Genomic DNA, 19,139 nt, shown 5'->3' with positions numbered 1-19,139 from the left:
CTCCTTACTTCTTGCCGATCCCGTGGCGGCGCGCGTAGTCGTTCGCGACGTCCTCGGGGTCCTTCTTGTCCTTGTCCACGAGCCGGTTCAGCTCGGTGAGGTCCTCGGTCGTCAGCACGTTGCCCAGGCGGGCAAGGGCCTTGCGGACGGTCGAGTCGGCCTTGCGGTCGGCGATCAGCGGGACGACGTGCTGACCGGGGACCAGGTTCTTGGGGTCGCTGAGAACGACCCAGTCGTTGGCGGCGATGTCGGTGTCGGTGGTGAACAGGTTCGCCACGTCGACATCGCCCTTCTTCAGGGCGCCCTTCACCAACGGGCCCGACGAGTCGAGGGACTTGAACTCCTTGAACTCGACGCCGTACACGTCCTTGAGGCCGACGGCGCCGACCTGCCGCTTCTTGACCTCGGGGGCGGCGCCGATGACGAGCTTCCCGTTGTGCTTCGCGAGGTCGGCGAGCGACTTGAGCTTGTACTTCTCCGCGGTCTCGCGGGTCACCGCGAACGCGTCGGAGTCCTCGGCCATCCCGTACGGGAGGATCTGCAGGCCCGCCGGGAGCACCATGGCGAGGGCGTTCTGCATCTCGCCCTCCTCGGTGGCCTTCGCCTTGGTGTCGAGGTAGTGCAGGAGGGCGCCCTGGTACTCGGGCAGCAGGTCGATGTCGCCGCCCTTGAGGGCGGGGATGAGGATCTCGCGGGTGCCGAGGTTGGGCCGCACGCTCGTCTTCACCCCGGCCGCTTCGAGCGCGGCGGCGTACAGGTACCCGAGCACCTGGTTCTCGGTGAAGTTGGCGGTGCCGATGGTGACACCCTTCTTGCTGGATCCGCCGCCCGAGAGCGAGCCGCCCTGCTGGTCGAGCGAGGTGATGCCGCTGGAGCAGGCGGCGAGCGCGGGGACGGAGGCCGCGGCGGCCAGGCCGCCGAGGAGAGTACGTCGGTTCATCTTGCTCATCTGGCGTGCTCCTAGGCGGACTTGAGGGTGGTGGGACGGTTGCGGAAGAGAAGCCGCTGAAGCCCGGACAGGGCCAGGTCGAGCACGATGGCGACCACCGCGACGAGCACGGCCCCGCCGAGCACCTGCACGAGGTCCCGCTGGGCGAGCCCGTCGAAGACGTAGCGGCCGAGCCCGCCGAAGGACACGTACGCGGCGATGGTGGCGGTGGCGACGACCTGGATGAGAGCGAGCCGCAGGCCGGTCATGATGAGCGGCAGCGCGAGCGGCAACTCGACCTGGAACAGCACCTGGTGGGCCTTCATGCCCTGCCCGCGCGCGGCGTCCCGCACCTCGGGGTCGACGGCGGTCATCCCGGCGTACGTATTGGTGACGATGGACGGCACGGCGAGGGCGACGAGCGCGATGTAGACGGGCCACATGGACAGCCCGCTGGCGAGAAACACCAGCACGACCAGGCCCACGGTCGGCAGCGCCCGCCCGAACGACGACAGGTTGATGGCGACGAAGGCGCCCCGCCCGGTGTGCCCGATGAGCAGCCCGACCGGCAGGGCGATGGCGGCGGCGACGAGCGTGGCGAGCAGCGAGTACTGGAGGTGCTCGGCGATGCGCGTCGCGATGCCGTCGCTGCCCGCCCACTGCTCGCCGCCGACGAGCCAGGCCCCGAGATTCTTGAAGAGTTCGAACATGACGGCTTCAGGCCTTCCGGGTCCGGGTGCGGGTCCACGGGGTGAGCAGCCGCTGGACACCGACGAGCAGCGCGTCCGCGACGAGCGCGAGCAGCAGGGTCAGCACGACGCCGACGATCACCGGGGTGGGGAAGTTCCGCTGGAACCCGTCGGTGAACAGCTGCCCGAGGCCTCCGTCCCCGATGTACGTCGCGACGGACACGAGCGAGATGGCCATCACGGTGGCGATCCGCACGCCCGCCATGATCACGGGCAGCGCGAGCGGCAGCTCGACGGTGAGCAGCGTCCGCATCGGCCGCGTCCCCATCGCCTTCGCGGCCTCCTTCGTCTTCGCGGGCACGGAGTCGAGGCCTTCGACGGTGTTCCGCAGGAGGACGACGAGGGTGTAGATCGTCAGCCCGATGACGGTGGTGGTGCGGGTGAGCCCGGAGACGGGCAGCAGCAGCACGAACACCGCGATGGACGGAATGGTGAACAGCACGTTCGACATCCCGAGCAGAAACCCGCGCAGGGCCCGCACCCGATGCGCGACGACGGCGAGCGGCAGGGATATGACCAGCCCGAACACGACGGCGCTGAGCGCGGCTTGCAGGTGGGAGAGGGTGAGGGTGGCGAGATCGGCCTGGTGCGACCCGATCCATTCCCAGTCGATGGTCACGCGGTGCCTCCGGCCTTCTCGCCGCTCCCCGCGCCGACACCATCCGCCTTCGACGCACCACCATCAGGCTTTGCCGCGTGGCCATCAGGCTTTGATGCGGCGCCACCAGCCTGCGCCGCGCCACCATCGGGGATCGATGCGGCGCCATCAGACTCCGCCGCACCGCCATCAGGCTTCGACACGTCGCCATCAGACGCCGACGTGGCGCCATCGGAGTTCGACACGTCGCCACCAGAGGACGACGCACCACCAACAGACTTCGACACGTCGCTACCAGCCTCCGACGCGCCACCATCAGGGTTCGATGCGGCGCCATCAGACGCCGACGTGGCGCCATCAAGCTCCGATCCGGCACCATCAAGCCCCGGTACAGCGTCGTCAGACTTCGATCCGGCGTCACCGGACGCCGGTTGGGCGTCGTCGAGCGCCGGGTCGGCAAAATTAAGCCCCGCAGTGGGACGAGAGCCCGCGGGGGCCGGGGCAGAGCCCCGAGGCGTCGACCCGGACTGAGCGTCAAGGTGCGCCCGGCCCGACCGCTCATGGACGTCGTCCCGGGACGACACACCGGTGAACACCCCGTCCGCGTCCACCCGGACGACCAGCCCCACGGGCGACGCCACCGACTCGTTCAACGCCGACAACAGCGAGTCACCGTCGCGGAGCGCCCGCACGGGGGTCTCGCCCCCGCCGTCCCGCTCGCGCCAAGCGACCGGCTTGCGGCCCTCGTCGAGCACCAGCTCCCACGAACCGCCCTCCGGCGCGGCGCCCTGCGCCACATCCTCCAGCGTCGAGAGCGACAACAGCTTGAGCCCGCGCTCGGCGCCGAGGAAGTCCGCCACGAACTCGTCGGCCGGCCGCGCGAGCAGCTCCTCCGGCGGAGCGCACTGCACGAGGTGCCCGCCCTCCCGGAACACGGCGATCCGGTCCCCGAGCCGCACGGCCTCGTCGATGTCGTGCGTGACGAAGACGATCGTCTTGCTCAACTCGGTCTGGAGGCGCAGCAGTTCGTCCTGGAGCTGGGTGCGCACGACGGGGTCGACCGCCCCGAACGGCTCGTCCATCAGCAGCACCGGCGGATCCGCGGCGAGCGCCCGCGCCACCCCCACCCGCTGCTGCTGACCGCCGGAGAGCTGGTGCGGGTACCGCTTGCCCATCTCGGCGGAGAGGCCGACCCGCTCAAGGAGCTCACCGGCAGCCGCCCGCGCCTTCTTCCGCCCCCAGCCGAGCAGCAGCGGCACGGTCGCGACGTTGTCGAGCACCGTGCGGTGCGGGAAGAGCCCCGCCTGCTGGATCACGTACCCGATGGAACGCCGCAGCTCAGCCGCGTCCTGCTCCAGGACATCGCGCCCGCCGACCCGAATGGTGCCCGACGAGGGCTCGACCATACGATTGATCATCCGGAGGCTGGTCGTCTTGCCGCAGCCCGACGACCCGACGAAGACGGTCACGCCCCCTTCCGGCATGTCGAGCGAGAGATCATGCACCGCTGTCGTGCCGTTCGGGAATCGCTTGTGGACCGCTTCGAACTGGATCATGGAGCGCCTCTGGAGTCCTCTTGCCCGTCCTGCATATCGTCATGCAGAGTTCTCGGTGCGTGAATAATTTGTCAATGCCTCCGTGTAAATCATCGGTAAATCCCCTTGTCGGGACCGAACTATGAGACACGGAAGCCCTTTTGGGCACAGGCGACCGTTAGTCAGCGTTCGAGGAGGAAAAAGCCCGTGATGTCCCACCCGGCGCAACCGGTCGTCGTGCTCGACGGCCACGGCCTCCCGGTCGCCGACGTCGTCCGCCTCGCCCACGCGAGCGCCCGCCCGGTCCCCGGCACGGACGCCATGAAGCGCGTGGAGCGGTCCTGGGACGCGGCGCGGGAGATCGCCGCGTGGGGCAGGGTCTACGGCCGCTCCACCGGCGTCGGCGCCAACCGCAGCGAGGACGTGCCCACCGAGGCCGCCGCCGACCACGGCCTGCGCCTGCTGCGCAGCCACGCGGGCGCGATCGGCGACGAGCTGCCCGAGCGCGAGGTGCGGGCGATGCTCGCGGTCCGCGCGAACCAGCTCCTGGCCGGCGGCGCGGGCCTGCGCCCGACGGTCGTCACGGCCCTGTGCGAGGCCCTGGAGGCGGGCGCCTACCCGGCGGTCAACGAGCACGGCTCGGTCGGCACCGGCGACATCGCGCCGCTGTCCCAGATGGGCCTGGCCCTGGCCGGCGAGCACCCGTGGCGCGGCAAGGGCACCCCGCCCAAGCCGCAGCCCCTCGACAACAACGACGCCCTGGCCCTGATCTCCTCCAACGCCCTCACCCTCGGCCAGGCCGCCCTCGCCCTGCACGAGCTGCGCGACCTGCTGGCGGCGACGGACCTGGTGGCGGCCCTGAGCCTGCTCGCGGTCGACGGCTCCTACGAGGCGTACGCCCTGCCCGTGCACGAGTCGCGCCGCCACAAGGGCAGCTTCGACGTGGCGGCCAGGATGCGCGCGATCCTCGGCGCCGACGACCACCCCACGCCCCCGCTCGGCCGGATCCAGGACCCGTACGGCTTCCGCTGCGTGCCGCAGATCCACGGCCCGGCACTCGACGCGGCGGACGCCCTGGAGGACGTCCTCACGGTGGAGATCAACGCCGCGGCGGAGAACCCCCTGATCTCGTACACGGAGATGGCCGCGTACCACCACGGCGGCTTCTACATGGCCCAACTGGCCCTCGCGCTCGACCACTTCCGGCTCGCGATCAGCCAGGTGGCCCGCCTCTCCACGTCCCGCCTGTCCACGCTCAACGAACCGAACTTCACCCGCCTGCGCCCGTTCCTCGCGGACGGCGAACCGGCCTCGTCCGGCGTGATGATCCTGGAGTACGCCGCCGGTGGCGCCCTCGCCGACCTGCGCGCCTTCTCCGCCCCCGCGTCCCTCGGCCACGCGGTCCTCTCGCGCGGCGTCGAGGAGCAGGCCAGCTTCGCCTCACTGGCGGCCCGTCAGACCCTGCGCGCGTGCGCGGCGTTCCGCCAGGTCGTGGGCTGCGAACTGGTCGCGGCGGTCCGGGCGCTGCGGCTCCGCGACCTGCACCCGGACGCGGAGCTGCCCGTGGGGCGGGCCTTCGAGCTGGCGTCGCGGGAGCTTCCCGACGACGTGGCGGACCGGCCCCTGACGGCGGACGTGGAGCGGGCGGCGGCCCTCCTCGGCCGGTTCGCCGAGCAGTGACGGAATTCGCCGGGCAGTGACGGAAGGGGCCCCGGCCAGCCCGAAGGCCTGGCGCCCCGCCCCCGGCCCTGAATAGAATCATGCACGAATCGGCCGTTGAATGGACCGGCGGGAGACATGAGCGAGCGCACGGACAGCACGGGGAGCGACGCGGGGACGCACAGCCCCTCCGCCCGCCTCCAGAACCTCTTCGAGGGGCACCGCCTCACCCCCACCCAGCGGCGCATCGCGCACTGCATGGTGCGGCGCGCGGCCGAGGTGCCGTTCCTGTCGTCCGTGGAGCTGGCCGAGCTCGCGGGCGTCAGCCAGCCCTCCGTCACCCGCTTCGCGGTGGCGCTCGGCTTCGACGGCTACCCGGCGCTGCGCAAGCACCTGCGCGAGACGGCCCCCGCCGAACCGGCCTCCGCCACCAAGGCCAACGAGTACCAGCAGGCCGTGGAAGCCGAGATCGCCAACCTGCGGCACCTCGCCGAACTGCTCGCCGACCCGGAGCCGGTCGAGCGGGCGGGCCGGCTCCTCGCCGCCTCGCCGACGCTGCTCGTCCTCGGGCTGCGCGCGGCCGCGTCCCAGGCGTTCGGCTTCGCGTACTTCGCCGGGAAGGTGCACCCCGACGTACGCCTCCTCGACGAGGGCGGCACCATGCTCGCCGACCGCATCGACGCGGCCGTCCGCGCGGGCGCCACGACGCTGCTCTGCTTCGCGCTGCCCCGCCACCCGCGGGAGGTCGTCGACACCCTCGCGTACGCGAAGGAGGCGGGCCTGACCGTCGTCACGGTCGCCGACTCCGCCTTCGCGCCCGTCGCCCGGCACTCGGACCTACTGCTGCCCGCGGCGGTCGGCACGGGCCTCGCCTTCGACACGGCGTGCTCACCGATGCTGCTGGGGCGGGTGCTCTTGGAGGCGATGTGCGACGAACTGCCGCAGGCACAGGCGCGGCTCGAGGAGTTCGACGTCCGGGCCGCGGAGCGCGGCCTCTTCATGGAGTGAATCCGAGTGACTCCCGTACGGGAGAGGTGAATTGCGCGGGGACCGCCGCACCCCCGTGAACGGGGGGCGGGACGACGGCGGTCCCCGCGAAGGGTGTTGCACCGGGTCAGGCCGTGTGCACACCCAGGGCGTCCGTGGAGGTCCGGGAGCCGCTCCGGAGTTCCTGGCGCCACACACCAATGTGCCGGGTCCGTGTTAAGCCGGTGCTGCGCGCACGTGTCGCGCTCGTACCGTTTTCGCGAACCAGCGGCTCCGGTACCCCGTGCCGCTACTTCGCGCCGGTCCTCGCCAGGAACGACAGCAGGTCCTGACGGCTCACCACACCCGTCGGTTTGCCCTCGACCAGCACGATCGCCGCGTCGGCCGCACCCAGCACGCTCATCAGGTCCGCCACCGGCTCCCCGGATCCGACCTGCGGCAGCGGCGCCGACATGTGCTTCTCCAACGGGTCGTGCAGGGACGCCCGTTGGGTGAACAGGGCGTCGAGCAGCTCCCGCTCCACCACGGACCCGATGACCTCGGCGGCCATCACGTCCGGGTGCCCGGCCCCCGGCTTCACGATCGGCATCTGCGAGACCCCGTACTCGCGCAGTACGTCGATGGCCTCGCCGACCGTCTCCTCCGGGTGCATGTGGACCAGCGAGGGCAGCGCGCCGCCCTCCTTGTCCTTCAGCACGTCGCCGACGCGCGCGCTGGGACCGGAGTCCTCCAGGAAGCCGTAGTCCGCCATCCAGTCGTCGTTGAAGATCTTCGACAGATAACCGCGCCCGCTGTCCGGCAGCAGCACGACCACGATGTCGTCGGGCCCGAGCCGCTCCGCGACCCGCAGCGCCGCCACGACGGCCATCCCGCAGGAGCCGCCCACGAGCAGCCCCTCCTCCTTCGCGAGCCGCCGCGTCATCTGGAACGAGTCCTTGTCGGACACCGCGACGATCTCGTCGGCGACCTCCCGGTCGTACGCGGTCGGCCAGAAGTCCTCGCCGACGCCCTCGACGAGGTACGGCCGCCCCGACCCGCCGGAGTACACCGAGCCCTCCGGGTCGGCGCCGACCACCTGGACCCGCCCGTCGCTCGCGTCCTTCAGATAGCGCCCGGTCCCGGAAATGGTGCCGCCGGTGCCGACACCCGCGACGAAGTGGGTGATCCGCCCGTCCGTCTGCTCCCACAGCTCGGGCCCGGTGGAGTGGTAGTGCGACTCCGGGTTGTTCGGGTTGCTGTACTGGTCCGGCTTCCAGGCGCCGGGCGTCTCACGGACGAGGCGGTCCGAGACGTTGTAGTACGAGTCCGGGTGCTCGGGGTCCACCGCCGTCGGGCAGACCACCACCTCGGCGCCGTACGCCCGCAGCACATTGATCTTGTCCGTGGAGACCTTGTCCGGGCAGACGAAGATGCACTTGTAGCCCTTCTGCTGGGCCACCATGGCGAGGCCGACACCGGTGTTTCCGCTGGTCGGCTCGACGATGGTGCCACCGGGCTTCAGCTGCCCGCTCTGTTCCGCCGCCTCGATCATGCGCAGCGCGATGCGGTCCTTCACGCTGCCGCCGGGATTGAAGTACTCGACCTTGGCCAGGACGGTCGCCCGCAGCCCTTCGGTCACCTTGTTGAGCCTCACCAGCGGGGTGTTGCCGACGAGGTCGATCATCGATTCGTGGATGCGCACCGTGGTCTCCGGGTTCTCCTCCGTAATGGTGTCGCCAGGGTAAGCGGCACACCATGGACCATGTCGCTTCATCCGGCGTTGCGATTGGCCGACAGGGATAACGGGGCAAGGAGTCCTTGTAGCCGTAAAAGAGTCGCAGAGGCAGGTGGCCGCGGAACATGTCGAGCAGGGCGAGGGTGGCACGGCGGATCGCAGCGGGCGCGGCGTACGGCGGCGGCGGGATCGGGCTGCTGGGCGCGGCCACGGTCGGCGTCGTGCTCGCCGAGGTACAGATCGCGCGCCGTCAGGTCGGCAACCACGGTTCGGAGCCGGTGCACGTGCCGGCGGCGGACGGGGTGTACGGGCGGCGGATGTACGGCCCTCATGACGGCGAACCGTTGCGCTTCCTGATGCTGGGCGATTCGACGGCCGCGGGGCAGGGCGTGCACCGGGCGGGGCAGACGCCGGGCGCGCTGCTCGCGTCCGGGCTCGCGGCGGTGGCGGAGCGGACCGTGGAGCTGCGCAATGTGGCGCTGCCGGGCGCGCGCTCCGACGACCTGGACCGGCAGGTGCCGCTCGGCCTCGCCGACCCCGACTGGCAGCCGGACGTCTGCGTGATCATGATCGGCGCGAACGACGTCACGCACCGCATCCCGGCGACGAAGTCCGTACGCCACCTGTCCGCGGCCGTCCGGCGGCTGCGCACGGCCGGTGCGGAGGTGGTCGTCGGCACCTGCCCCGACCTGGGCTCGGTGGAGCCGGTCCAGCAGCCGCTGCGCTGGCTGGCCCGGCGCGCCTCGCGGCAGCTCGCGGCGGCGCAGACCATCGGGACGGTCGAGCAGGGCGGGCGCACGGTGTCGCTGGGCGACCTGCTGGGCCCCGAGTTCTCGGCGAACCCCCGGGAGATGTTCGGCCCGGACAACTACCACCCGTCCATGGAGGGGTACGCGACCGCGGCGATGGCGGTGCTGCCCACGCTGTGCGCCGCGCTGGGCCTGTGGCCGGAGGAGGAGCGCCCGGACGTCTCCCGTTCCGAGGGCTTCCTGCCGGTGGCCCGTGCGGCGGCGCGGGCGGCCCAGGAGGGCGGCACGGAGGTCGCTGCCGCTATGCCGACCGGTCCCCGGGGTCCGTGGGCCTTGCTCAAGCGGCGCCGGCGCCGGCGGGTCACGACGGAGGAACCGGTACCGCAATCCAGCGCCTGACCGTCCCTCCGCTCCCGGGGCTCTGCCCCGGACCCCGCTGCCCAATCGCCGCAGGGGCTTGATTTGGGTGGGCCATTCAAGCCCCGCCGGCGATTGAGGCGCGGGGTCCGGGGCGGAGCCCCGTGAGCGTGCGCCGGGTGGGCGCGCACAAATATCCGGTCAACCCGTGGAACACTGAGCAAGCGCTTAGTAAAGTGCGGCAGGGGTCACACCCCCGTACCGGTGACCCGAGCCGTACGTACGGGTAACTTCCCTCACGGTCAGCCGTATCGAAGATCTGGAGCCGCGTGATGCCCGAAGCAGTGATCGTCTCAGCCGCCCGTTCCCCCATCGGCCGCGCCTTCAAGGGGTCGCTCAAGGACCTCCGCCCCGACGACCTGACCGCCACGATCATCCAGGCCGCCCTCGCCAAGGTCCCCGAGCTCGACCCGCGCGAGATCGACGACCTGATGCTCGGCTGCGGCCTCCCCGGCGGCGAGCAGGGCAACAACCTGGGCCGCATCGTGTCCGTGCAGATGGGCATGGACCACCTCCCGGGCTGCACCGTCACCCGGTACTGCTCCAGCTCGCTCCAGACGACCCGCATGGCGCTGCACGCCATCAAGGCCGGCGAGGGCGACGTGTTCATCTCGGCCGGCGTCGAGATGGTGTCCCGCTTCGCGAAGGGGAACTCGGACTCGCTCCCCGACACCCACAACCCGTTCTTCGCCGAGGCCGAGGCCCGCACCGCCGAGGTCGCGACGCAGGAGAACACCACGTGGCACGACCCGCGCGAGGACGGCCTGGTCCCGGACGCGTACATCGCGATGGGCCAGACCGCCGAGAACCTGGCCCGCCTGAAGGGCATCACCCGCGAGGACATGGACGTCTTCGGCGTGCGCTCGCAGAACCGCGCCGAGGAAGCCATCAAGAACGGCTTCTGGGAGCGCGAGATCACCCCCGTCACGACCCCCGACGGGACCGTCGTGAGCAAGGACGACGGCCCGCGCGCCGGCGTCACCCTGGACGGCGTCTCGGGCCTCAAGCCCGTCTTCCGCCCCGACGGCCTCGTCACGGCCGCCAACTGCTGCCCGCTGAACGACGGCGCCGCCGCCCTCGTGGTCATGTCGGACACCAAGGCGCGCGAGCTGGGCCTGACCCCGCTCGCCCGCGTCGTCTCCACCGGCGTCTCGGGCCTGTCCCCCGAGATCATGGGCCTCGGCCCGGTCGAGGCCAGCAAGCAGGCCCTGAAGCGCGCCGGGCTCGGCGTCGACGACATCGACCTGTTCGAGATCAACGAGGCCTTCGCCGCGCAGGTCATCCCGTCCGCCCGCGAGCTGGGCATCGACGAGGACAAGCTGAACGTGAACGGTGGCGCCATCGCCGTCGGCCACCCCTTCGGCATGACCGGCGCCCGGATCACCGGCACGCTGATCAACTCGCTCCAGTTCCACGACAAGCAGTTCGGTCTGGAGACCATGTGTGTGGGCGGTGGACAGGGCATGGCGATGGTCATCGAGCGCCTGAGCTGACCCCCGCCGGACCCCCGCGGTCTATCCGTTCGTGATCCAATCTCCCCCAGGATGTGACGTGCATCTCGGGGGAGATTCATTTTCGCAGGTCAACCCCGTTCCCACCCCATACCGGTGCTAAACACCCGCCAAAAGACCTGTCCGTTTCGTGACGTAATGCACTGACAGCTGGTTCGTCCAGGCTTCAAGCTGATGTAGGAAGTCGGGGGTCGACTTGAAACCGGGAGTACGTCAGTGAGCGCCATGCCCGCAGCCATCAGTGTTCTTGTGCTCGCCACGGCCGCTGCCACGGCCGTCGGAGCCGTCACCCTGCAGCACGTCAGGGGACTGCGTCGACAGGTCTCGGAGCTGCGCGACGAGCTGAGCAGGGACCGCGCCGACCAGGCGCTGCCCGCCGTGCCCGCCGCGCGCGCCACGCCGGACGCCGAGGCGATACGCAACGCCGTCGCGGACGCCCTCGCCGAGGAGCGGGAGCGCGAGCTGGCGGAGGCCCGGGCGTTCTGGGCCGCCCAGGAGGCGCGGGACAGCTCGGAGCTGCCGCCGTTCCTGGCCGGCGGAGCGCTGGGCGACGACATGTTCCTGCCGCGGCAGGCGGACCTCGCGGGCCTGGAGCCCTTCGGGGAGCCCTCGCTGGAGCCGGAGGACGAGTTCGCCGGCACGGCCGCGCTCGACGAGATCGTCGAGGACTCGCCCGAGCTGGCCGCCGCCCGCCGCAGGCACCCTTCGCACCCCGACTTCGTCCCGGTGCAGTCGCCCGTCGTGGGCGACCACGAGCGCACGGTGCAGTGCCTGGAGGAGCTGGCGCAGACCCGCACCGCCCTCGCGGACGTCCGCCCTGGCCCGCTCGGCACGCTCGACGTGTACGTGTTCGCCGACGGCACGACGCTCTGCATGACCCCCGGCCACCGGGAGACGGCGGAGCAGCTGGCGTCCGCCCTGCGCGACGGTGAGACCCCGGTGCTGCTCGGCGGCTCGGGCGTCTCCGGCGCGTACGCCCTGACCTTCGAGTGCGCCAAGGACAACGTCTACATACTGGCCGACCGGGTCATAGCCTCGGCCTGAACCAATCCCCCGGAGCCGAATGAAGCGGCCTCCCGCATCCAGCCTGATCCGTCAGAAGGGCCCTAGACCCCGGCCCGCTTCATCGACAGCTCGACCAGTTCCACGGCCTCCGCCAACTCCCCCGCATCCCGGAGGGAGACCGCCAAGTCCCGCCCCGCGACCGTCACTTGGTCGGCCGCGGCGAACATCCCCGCATCGGGCATCTCCCGCACGGGCTCGCCTGGCGCATCCAGCTTCTGCGCCCGCGCCGAAAGCTCCCTGGCCAGCGCCAGCGCCTCCGCCGCCGCACTCCGCTGCAATCTGCTCTGCGGCGCGGCCCGGAGCCGGTCGGCGAACTGATCCACTGCTGCGGTCAAAGGCGTCGTATCAAGCACGCGCCGACTGTAGCTGTTTACAAGGCCCGAGTGCTCAGGCACGGTGAGGTGAAGACCCGGCCACATCGAAGCGTTCCGGAGGCGCCGATGTCCCAAGTCTTCTCCGAGGAGACCCACCGCAATCTGCTGGCTCGTATCCCCCACTGCACCGGTCGTGAACTTGCCGACTGGATGCGCACCGTCGAAGAAGGCCCCTGCTTCCTTCGCTTCGAAGAGAAGGTCAGTTGGCTGCGTGGCGAGCACGATCTCGCGTACGGCCACGCGAAGGCGATCATCCACGAGTACGACCTGAGGCGCGCCGCACGGCGATTCCGTTAGCGCGCCGCTCCCCTTCACAACACTCACCTCCAGGAAACGGAAAGGGCCCGCGCACCTTCCGGTGCGCGGGCCCCCTACCGTCGGGCGGCTGTTACGCCTAGTCGTTGCCCTGCAGGATCGCGATGAGCCGCAGGAACTCCATGTAGATCCACACCAGCGTCATGGTGAGACCGAACGCGGCGAGCCACGCCTCTTCCTTCGGGGCGCCGTACGCGATGCCGTCCTCGACCTGCTTGAAGTCCAGGGCGAGGAAGCAGGCACCGAGCAGGATGCCGATGACGCCGAACAGGATGCCGAGGCCACCGCTGCGGAAGCCCAGACCGTCACCGCCGCCGAAGACGGCGAACAGCAGGTTGACGGCCATCAGCAGGACGAAGGCCATCGCCGCGGCCATCACGAAGCCGTAGAAGCGACGGTTGACGCGGATCCAGCCCGCCTTGTACGCGACGAGGACCGCGGTGAACACGGCCATCGTGCCGAGCACGGCCTGCATGGCCGCACCGCTGGCGATCCAGTTGTCGACGATGCTGGAGAGCACGCCGAGGAAGACGCCTTCCAGGGCGGCGTACGTCAGGATGATCGCCGGCGACGCCTTGCGCTTGAAGGCCTGGACGAAGCCCAGGATCATCGCGACGAGGCCGGCACCGATCGCGATGCCGTACGACTTGCCGATGTTGGCCTCGTCGACGGGCAGCAGCGCCCAGGAGAGCGCCGCCGTGACGATCAGCAGGCCGAGCGTCATGCCCGTCCGCGTGATGACGTCGTCGATCGTCATGCGGCCGGTGGTGGTGGGCGCCTGCGGAGCCCCGTACTGGACGTCCTGCTGCGCGTAGGGGTTCTGCGCGTACGGGTTGCCGGCGGGGGCCTGGGCGTACGGATTGCCTTGCGCCGTGCCGACAGCGGGGCCCCCGGCCTGCGGCGCCTGCGCGTTGAACTGCGCGTGGCCGTTGTCGCGGCTGAACCCCCGTCGCGAGAAGACCGGGTTGCTGCTCCTCATTTCACTCCTCCATGGCCACCGTGTATGGCCTTGCCATCAAGAGTAATGGTCTGGCAAAGATCCGACCCTAGTGCTCAGGGAGGATCTTTCCCATCCTGTTACGAGGAACGTCCCGTGCACCCTCTGTGTTCCGCCTTCCGGCCCTCTATACGGGGAATCCGGTGTACGCCTCCGCAAGATCCGTCTCGGCCGCCCTCGAGGTGGTCACCCGGTCCAGCTGGGCCAGCTGGATCTTGTCGTCGAAGGGCGTGGCGTCGGGGGCGCGGTGCAGCATGGTGGTCATCGCGTAGGAGAAGCGCTCGGCCTGCCAGACGCGGCGCAGGCAGGTCTCGGAGTACGCGTCGAGTGCTTCCGTGTCGCCCTTCTCCTTGTACGTGACGAGGGCGCGCGCGAAGGTCACCACGTCGCCGACGGCGAGGTTGAGGCCCTTGGCGCCGGTCGGCGGGACGATGTGCGCCGCGTCCCCGGCGAGGAAGAGGCGGCCGTGCCGCATCGGCTCGTGGACGTAGGACCGCATCGGAGTGACGGACTTCGACGTGATCGGGCCGCGCTCCAGGCGCCAGGCCGGGTCGTCGACCTCCAGGCGGCGGTCCAGCTCGGCCCAGATCTCGTCATCGGACCAGGACTCGGCGTCGGTGCCGGCCGGAACTTGGAGGTATGCGCGCGTGACGTGCGGTGAGCGCATGGACATGAGGGCGAAGCCGCGGTCGGAGCGGTTGTAGATCAGCTCGTCGTGGGAGGGCGCCACGTCGGCGAGGATGCCGAGCCAGGCGTACGGGTAGGTGCGCTCGTACGTCCGCACGAGCTCCTCGGGGACCGCCTTGCGGGCCACGCCCCAGAAGCCGTCGCAGCCGACCACGTAGTCGCACTCCAGGGTCTGCTCGCGGCCCTCGTGCCGGAAGCGGACGCGGGGGCTGTCCGTGTCGGCGCCCTCCACCGCCAGCGCCTCCGCCTCGAACAACAGGGGCCCGCCGTCGGCCAGTTGGGCCGCGATGAGGTCCTTGCAGACCTCGGTCTGCGCGTACACCATGACCTGCTTGCCGCCGGTCAGGGCGGGGAAGTCGACGCGGTGGCGGCGCCGGTCGAAGCGCAGCTCGATGCCGTCGTGCGGCAGGCCCTCGCGGTCCATGCGCGCGCCGACACCGGCCTCGCGCAGCACGTCCACGGTGCCCTGCTCCAGGATTCCGGCGCGCTGGCGCTGCTCCACGTAGGCGCGATCGCGGCCCTCCAGGACCACCGATCCGATGCCGGCGTTGTGCAGGAGCCTGGCCAGGAGCAGCCCGGCCGGGCCCGCTCCGATGATGCCGACGGTGGTGCGCATACGGGATCCCTCTCGCGTCTTTGCGTTCGTTCGCCTGTGGTGCCGTGCCACGCGGTACATGTTCCGCGTGTTCGCCTGGTGAACTTTCGTTCATCAAGTTCTGTGCGGATCCTCGCCCCGCACGGGGCGGGTGTCAATGGTTTCGAGGATGCCCGGGCCCACAGGGCCGCACGGGAGAGGGATGAACGCGCGCCAACGCTCCCTGGAACGAGGGAGGTTGGGGTCCGCGACGCGAAGCGGAGGGGAAGGTTCTGAGGTGCCCGGAACCGGACTTGAACCGGTACGCCCGTTAAGGGCAGCGAGGTTTAAGCTCGCCGTGTCTGCATTCCACCATCCGGGCAGGCTGTGGGGCTCCGCGTCGACGTTCCGAGCCTATCCGGCGGCGTCCCCCGATCAGCGGAAGCACATCCCCACGTTGTCTTATTTTATTGACGTCTGAGGGTGCATCAGCACACGCGGGGGCCCATCAGCACCTGCCGGGAGCGCTGCCGCCGCCGGAGACGGCGTCCAGCGGAATGACGGAATTTCACCGCCCCGGTCCGCGCACCCCCGGGTCCGGCGTCTCTCAGGGGCCGGGGTCATCCCCAGGTATGACTCCGGCTCCCCTGGTCCCTCCGAAGTCGCCCATCGGAACGAGAGCTGCGACTGACCTTCCCGGCCCGATCCGCCGCGACGATGGAAGCGTCCCCGAAAGCAGCACACAGACCGACAGGAGCACCCTCCCGTGACCACCACCCCGCTCGCGGGCCGCCCCACCACGACGGCCGCCGCCCGCGCCACGGATCTGTCCAAGATCTACGGACAGGGCGAGACCAAGGTGGTCGCGCTCGACCAGGTCTCCGTCGAGTTCCGGCAGGCCGAGTTCACCGCGATCATGGGCCCGTCCGGTTCCGGAAAGTCGACGCTGATGCACTGCGTCGCGGGCCTCGACACGTTCTCCTCCGGGTCCGTCCGGATCGGCGACACCGAGCTGGGCTCCCTGAAGGACAAGCAGCTCACCAAGCTCCGCCGGGACAAGATCGGCTTCATCTTCCAGGCGTTCAACCTGCTGCCGACGCTGACGGCCCTGGAGAACATCACGCTCCCCATGGACATCGCGGGCCGCAAGGGCGACAAGCAGTGGATGGAGAACGTGATCCAGATGGTGGGCCTGTCCGGGCGCCTCGGGCACCGGCCCTCGCAGCTCTCCGGCGGGCAGCAGCAGCGCGTGGCGGTGGCCCGCGCGCTCGCCTCCCAGCCCGAGATCATCTTCGGTGACGAGCCCACCGGAAACCTGGACTCCCGGTCCGGCGCGGAGGTCCTCGGCTTCCTGCGCAACTCCGTGCGGGAGCTGGGCCAGACCGTGGTCATGGTCACGCACGACCCCGTCGCGGCGGCCTACGCGGACCGGGTGATCTTCCTGGCGGACGGGCGGATCGTGGACGACATGCGGGATCCCTCGGCGGACTCGGTCCTGGACCGGATGAAGCGGTTCGACGCGAAGGGGCGGACGACCTGAGCGTCCGCGTCCACGTATCGGCCCCACCCACCCAGGACTGAGTAGACCCATGTTCCGAACAGCTCTGCGCAACGTGCTCGCGCACAAGGCACGCCTGCTGATGACCGTGCTCGCCGTCATGCTCGGCGTCGCCTTCGTCAGCGGCACCCTCGTCTTCACCAACACCATCTCCGGCGCCATGGAGAAGTCCTCCGCCAAGGGCTACAGCCACGTCGACGTCGCCGTCACCGCCGAGCGCTCCGCCGACAAGGGCAACACCGTCGGCAAGGAGGCCCGGCTCACCGACGCCACCATCAAGGCGGCCCGGGACACCCAGGGCGCCGGCTCCGCGTACGGCGTCGTCAGCGGTTACGCCGCCGTCGCCGACCAGGACGGCAAGCTCGTCGGCAACGGCTTCTCCACCAAGGGCGGCAACTACTGGGGATCCGCAGACAAGGCGGACAAGCCCGACTCCCGGTACCCGCTGAAGAAGGGCACCGCCCCGCACGGCGCGAACCAGGTCGTCCTCGACGCGAAGACCGCCGAGCGCGCCGGCTACAAGGTCGGCGACCAGGTGCGGATGTCCGTCGACGGGCCCGTCCTCACCCCGACCCTCACCGGCATCTTCACCACCGACGACGGCAACGTCTCGGCGGGCGGCTCGCTCGCCCTCTTCGACACCCCGACCGCGCAGCAGCTCTTCCACAAGCCGGGCGCGTACGACGAGATCGATGTGACGGCCGCGGCCGGGACGAGCCAGGACCAGCTGAAGTCCGCGCTCGACAAGTCGCTCCCGTCCGGCCAGACCGAGACCACCACCGCGCAGCAGCTCGCCGACGAGCAGGCCGAGCAGATCTCGTCGTCGATGAGCTCCATGAAGACGATGCTGCTGGTCTTCGCGGGCATCGCGCTGTTCGTCGGCATCTTCATCATCGCCAACACCTTCACGATGCTGGTCGCCCAGCGCACCAAGGAACTCGCGCTGATGCGGGCCGTCGGCGCCTCCCGGCGTCAGGTCACCCGTTCCGTGCTCCTGGAGGCCTTCGTCGTCGGCGCGGTCGCCGCCGTGGCCGGTCTCGCCGTCGGCATCGGCATCGGCGCGGGCATGCGGGCGCTGATGGGCACGACGGGCGCGATCATCCCGGACGGGCCGCTGGTCGTCTCCCCCGACACCGTCGTCGCCGCGCTCGTCGTCGGCGTCCTCATCACGATGCTGGCCGCCTGGCTCCCGGGCCGGCGCGCCGCGAAGATCCCGCCGGTCGCCGCGATGAACGCGGTGCACGCCGCGCCCACCGCCAAGTCCCTGGTGCTGCGCAACACGCTCGGTGCCCTGGTCTCCGCCGCCGGTGTCGCCGCCGTGCTCTACGCAACGACCCTCAGCGGCGACAGCGGTCAGGCCCCGATGGGCCTCGGCGCGGCCCTCCTGGTCATCGGCGTCTTCATCCTCACGCCGCTGCTCTCCCGCCCGCTGATCGCGCTCGCGGCCCCGGTGCTTCGCGCCTTCGGCATCTCCGGGAAGCTGGCCCGCCTCAACTCGGTGCGCAACCCGCGCCGCACCGCCGCCACCGCGTCGGCGCTGATGATCGGCCTGACCCTGATCACCGGCCTCACGGTGATCGCGGGCAGCGTGCAGGGCGCGATCAACAAGATGGCGGCCGACTCGCTCAAGGCGGACTACGTCGTCGCCATGTCGAACGGGAACCAGCTCTCCCCCGACGTCGTGAAGACCCTGGACAAGACGCCCGGCGTCACGGCCGTCAGCGGCCTGACGAACTCGCCGGCACGCGTCGACGGCGGCACCGAGTTCCTGACCGGCGTCAACGGCAAAACCATCAACCAGCTCGCCGAACTGCCGCTGGACAGCGGCAAGTTCACGGTCGGCGGCGACAAGGTGGTCGTCGACGACAAGACCGCGAAGGAGCACGACTGGACCACGGGCTCGACCTTCACCACGCACTACGAGGACGGCAAGCGGCAGAAGCTGACCGTCGCGGGCGTCTACGAGGCCAACGAGATGATGCGCGGCATCATGATCGACAGCCCGACCCTCGCCCCGCACCTCAGCGCCGGCTCCGGTGACATGCAGGTCATGCTGAAGACGTCCGACGGCCCGTCCGACGCCACCAAGGACAAGCTCACGAAGGCGCTCGGCGAGAACCCGGCGATCCAGGTCCAGGACAAGCAGGACATCACCAACCAGGTCGCACAGGTCTTCACCCTGATGCTGAACATGCTCTACGGCCTGCTCGCCATGGCGGTGATCGTCGCCGTGCTCGGCGTCATCAACACCCTGGCGATGTCGGTCTTCGAGCGCCAGCAGGAGATCGGCATGCTCCGCGCGATCGGCATCGACCGCAAGGGCATCAAGCGGATGGTCCGCCTGGAGTCCCTGGTGATCTCGCTGTTCGGCGGCGTGCTCGGCATCGGCCTCGGCGTGTTCTTCGGCTGGGCGGCCGGTCAGCTCATCGGCAACTCCATGTCGACGTACGAGCTGATCCTGCCCTGGGGCCGGATGGGGATCTTCCTCGCGCTCGCCGCGGTCGTCGGCATCCTGGCGGCGCTGTGGCCGGCCCGCCGCGCGGCCCGCCTGAACATGCTCGACGCGATCAAGGCCGAGTAGCGGTACGGGAGTTACGACATCGGGGCGGCTACGCCGTAGCGGATGCGCCCCCACCCCCGTACGGGAAAGAACCGCCCAAGCTGACGAAGTTACAGGTGGGCGCCCCCACCCGGACCCCCGCCCCCCCCCGCGCCCGTGTAC

At 70.4% G+C, this 19,139-nt stretch carries 15 protein-coding genes, 1 tRNA gene and 1 pseudogene; 8 read left to right on the top strand and 9 right to left on the bottom strand.

Going from position 1 to position 19,139, the window contains the following annotated elements; all coding sequences use genetic code 11:
• Window positions 1–4: 4 nt before the first annotated feature.
• The 4 genes and pseudogenes from ACFV9W_RS26905 to ACFV9W_RS26890 all read right to left on the bottom strand — a co-directional run.
• A complete protein-coding gene (locus tag ACFV9W_RS26905) occupies window positions 5–940 on the bottom strand; it encodes an ABC transporter substrate-binding protein (protein WP_385765494.1) in 936 nt (311 codons plus the stop codon).
• Between the two features lie 20 nt (window positions 941–960).
• Window positions 961–1,638, bottom strand: a complete 678-nt coding sequence (locus ACFV9W_RS26900; RefSeq protein ID WP_385765337.1) for an ABC transporter permease — start codon at window positions 1,636–1,638, stop codon at window positions 961–963.
• A 7-nt stretch (window positions 1,639–1,645) separates the two neighbouring features.
• On the bottom strand, window positions 1,646–2,296 hold the full coding sequence (locus ACFV9W_RS26895; RefSeq protein WP_385765335.1) for an ABC transporter permease: 651 nt from the start codon (window positions 2,294–2,296) through the stop codon (window positions 1,646–1,648).
• Between the two features lie 506 nt (window positions 2,297–2,802).
• Window positions 2,803–3,831 (bottom strand): annotated as a pseudogene (locus tag ACFV9W_RS26890) (ABC transporter ATP-binding protein); the annotation flags it as partial.
• Between the two features lie 189 nt (window positions 3,832–4,020).
• Between ACFV9W_RS26890 and ACFV9W_RS26885 the strand changes: the two are divergent.
• Together ACFV9W_RS26885 and ACFV9W_RS26880 are read left to right on the top strand one after the other, a co-directional pair.
• Window positions 4,021–5,490: an aromatic amino acid ammonia-lyase gene (locus tag ACFV9W_RS26885; RefSeq protein WP_385765333.1), complete on the top strand. Its 1,470-nt coding sequence runs from the start codon at window positions 4,021–4,023 to the stop codon at window positions 5,488–5,490.
• Window positions 5,491–5,607: 117 nt separating this feature from the next.
• The gene (locus ACFV9W_RS26880) at window positions 5,608–6,477 is read left to right on the top strand and encodes a MurR/RpiR family transcriptional regulator (RefSeq protein WP_385765331.1); all 870 of its coding nucleotides are present in this window, start codon (window positions 5,608–5,610) and stop codon (window positions 6,475–6,477) included.
• Window positions 6,478–6,745: 268 nt separating this feature from the next.
• On the opposite strand, the gene ACFV9W_RS26875 is transcribed toward ACFV9W_RS26880, so the two are convergent.
• Complete coding sequence (locus ACFV9W_RS26875; protein ID WP_385765329.1) at window positions 6,746–8,137, bottom strand: cystathionine beta-synthase; 1,392 nt, start codon at window positions 8,135–8,137, stop codon at window positions 6,746–6,748.
• 158 nt (window positions 8,138–8,295) lie between these two features.
• Here ACFV9W_RS26875 and ACFV9W_RS26870 point away from each other — a divergent pair, with 158 nt between their 5' ends.
• The 3 genes from ACFV9W_RS26870 (at window position 8,296) to ACFV9W_RS26860 (ending at window position 11,891) form a co-directional block, all read left to right on the top strand.
• Window positions 8,296–9,318 carry an SGNH/GDSL hydrolase family protein gene (locus ACFV9W_RS26870; protein ID WP_385765327.1) on the top strand — a complete coding sequence of 341 codons (1,023 nt, stop codon included), beginning with the start codon at window positions 8,296–8,298 and terminating at the stop codon, window positions 9,316–9,318.
• Between the two features lie 290 nt (window positions 9,319–9,608).
• A complete protein-coding gene (locus ACFV9W_RS26865; RefSeq protein ID WP_385765325.1) occupies window positions 9,609–10,829 on the top strand; it encodes an acetyl-CoA C-acetyltransferase in 1,221 nt (406 codons plus the stop codon).
• A 243-nt stretch (window positions 10,830–11,072) separates the two neighbouring features.
• Window positions 11,073–11,891 (top strand): hypothetical protein, encoded by an 819-nt coding sequence (locus ACFV9W_RS26860; protein ID WP_385765323.1) that lies wholly within the window; start codon window positions 11,073–11,075, stop codon window positions 11,889–11,891.
• A gap of 62 nt (window positions 11,892–11,953) precedes the next feature.
• Here ACFV9W_RS26860 and ACFV9W_RS26855 read toward each other — a convergent pair whose 3' ends face one another.
• Complete coding sequence (locus ACFV9W_RS26855; protein ID WP_385765321.1) at window positions 11,954–12,265, bottom strand: hypothetical protein; 312 nt, start codon at window positions 12,263–12,265, stop codon at window positions 11,954–11,956.
• A gap of 87 nt (window positions 12,266–12,352) precedes the next feature.
• On the opposite strand from ACFV9W_RS26855, the gene ACFV9W_RS26850 reads away from it, so the two are divergent.
• Window positions 12,353–12,583, top strand: coding sequence for a DUF4287 domain-containing protein (locus ACFV9W_RS26850; RefSeq protein WP_385765319.1), 231 nt, complete (start codon window positions 12,353–12,355; stop codon window positions 12,581–12,583).
• A 97-nt stretch (window positions 12,584–12,680) separates the two neighbouring features.
• Here the strand turns inward: ACFV9W_RS26850 and ACFV9W_RS26845 are convergent, their stop codons facing one another.
• The 3 genes from ACFV9W_RS26845 to ACFV9W_RS26835 all read right to left on the bottom strand — a co-directional run bounded on the left by ACFV9W_RS26845 (window position 12,681) and on the right by ACFV9W_RS26835 (window position 15,241).
• Window positions 12,681–13,580, bottom strand: a complete 900-nt coding sequence (locus tag ACFV9W_RS26845; RefSeq protein ID WP_385765317.1) for a Bax inhibitor-1/YccA family protein — start codon at window positions 13,578–13,580, stop codon at window positions 12,681–12,683.
• A gap of 145 nt (window positions 13,581–13,725) precedes the next feature.
• On the bottom strand, window positions 13,726–14,901 hold the full coding sequence (locus ACFV9W_RS26840; protein WP_385765315.1) for a 4-hydroxybenzoate 3-monooxygenase: 1,176 nt from the start codon (window positions 14,899–14,901) through the stop codon (window positions 13,726–13,728).
• A gap of 257 nt (window positions 14,902–15,158) precedes the next feature.
• Window positions 15,159–15,241: transfer RNA gene (locus tag ACFV9W_RS26835), tRNA-Leu, on the bottom strand.
• Between the two features lie 384 nt (window positions 15,242–15,625).
• Between ACFV9W_RS26835 and ACFV9W_RS26830 the strand changes: the two genes are divergently transcribed.
• A complete protein-coding gene (locus tag ACFV9W_RS26830; RefSeq protein ID WP_385765313.1) occupies window positions 15,626–16,399 on the top strand; it encodes an ABC transporter ATP-binding protein in 774 nt (257 codons plus the stop codon).
• A 49-nt stretch (window positions 16,400–16,448) separates the two neighbouring features.
• The gene (locus ACFV9W_RS26825) at window positions 16,449–18,998 is read left to right on the top strand and encodes an ABC transporter permease (protein ID WP_385765311.1); all 2,550 of its coding nucleotides are present in this window, start codon (window positions 16,449–16,451) and stop codon (window positions 18,996–18,998) included.
• The last annotated feature ends 141 nt before the right edge of the window (window positions 18,999–19,139 follow it).

Source organism: Streptomyces sp. NPDC059897 (genome assembly GCF_042730865.1).
GTDB lineage: Bacteria > Actinomycetota > Actinomycetes > Streptomycetales > Streptomycetaceae > Streptomyces.
This window is presented reverse-complemented; position numbering and strand designations above follow the sequence as displayed.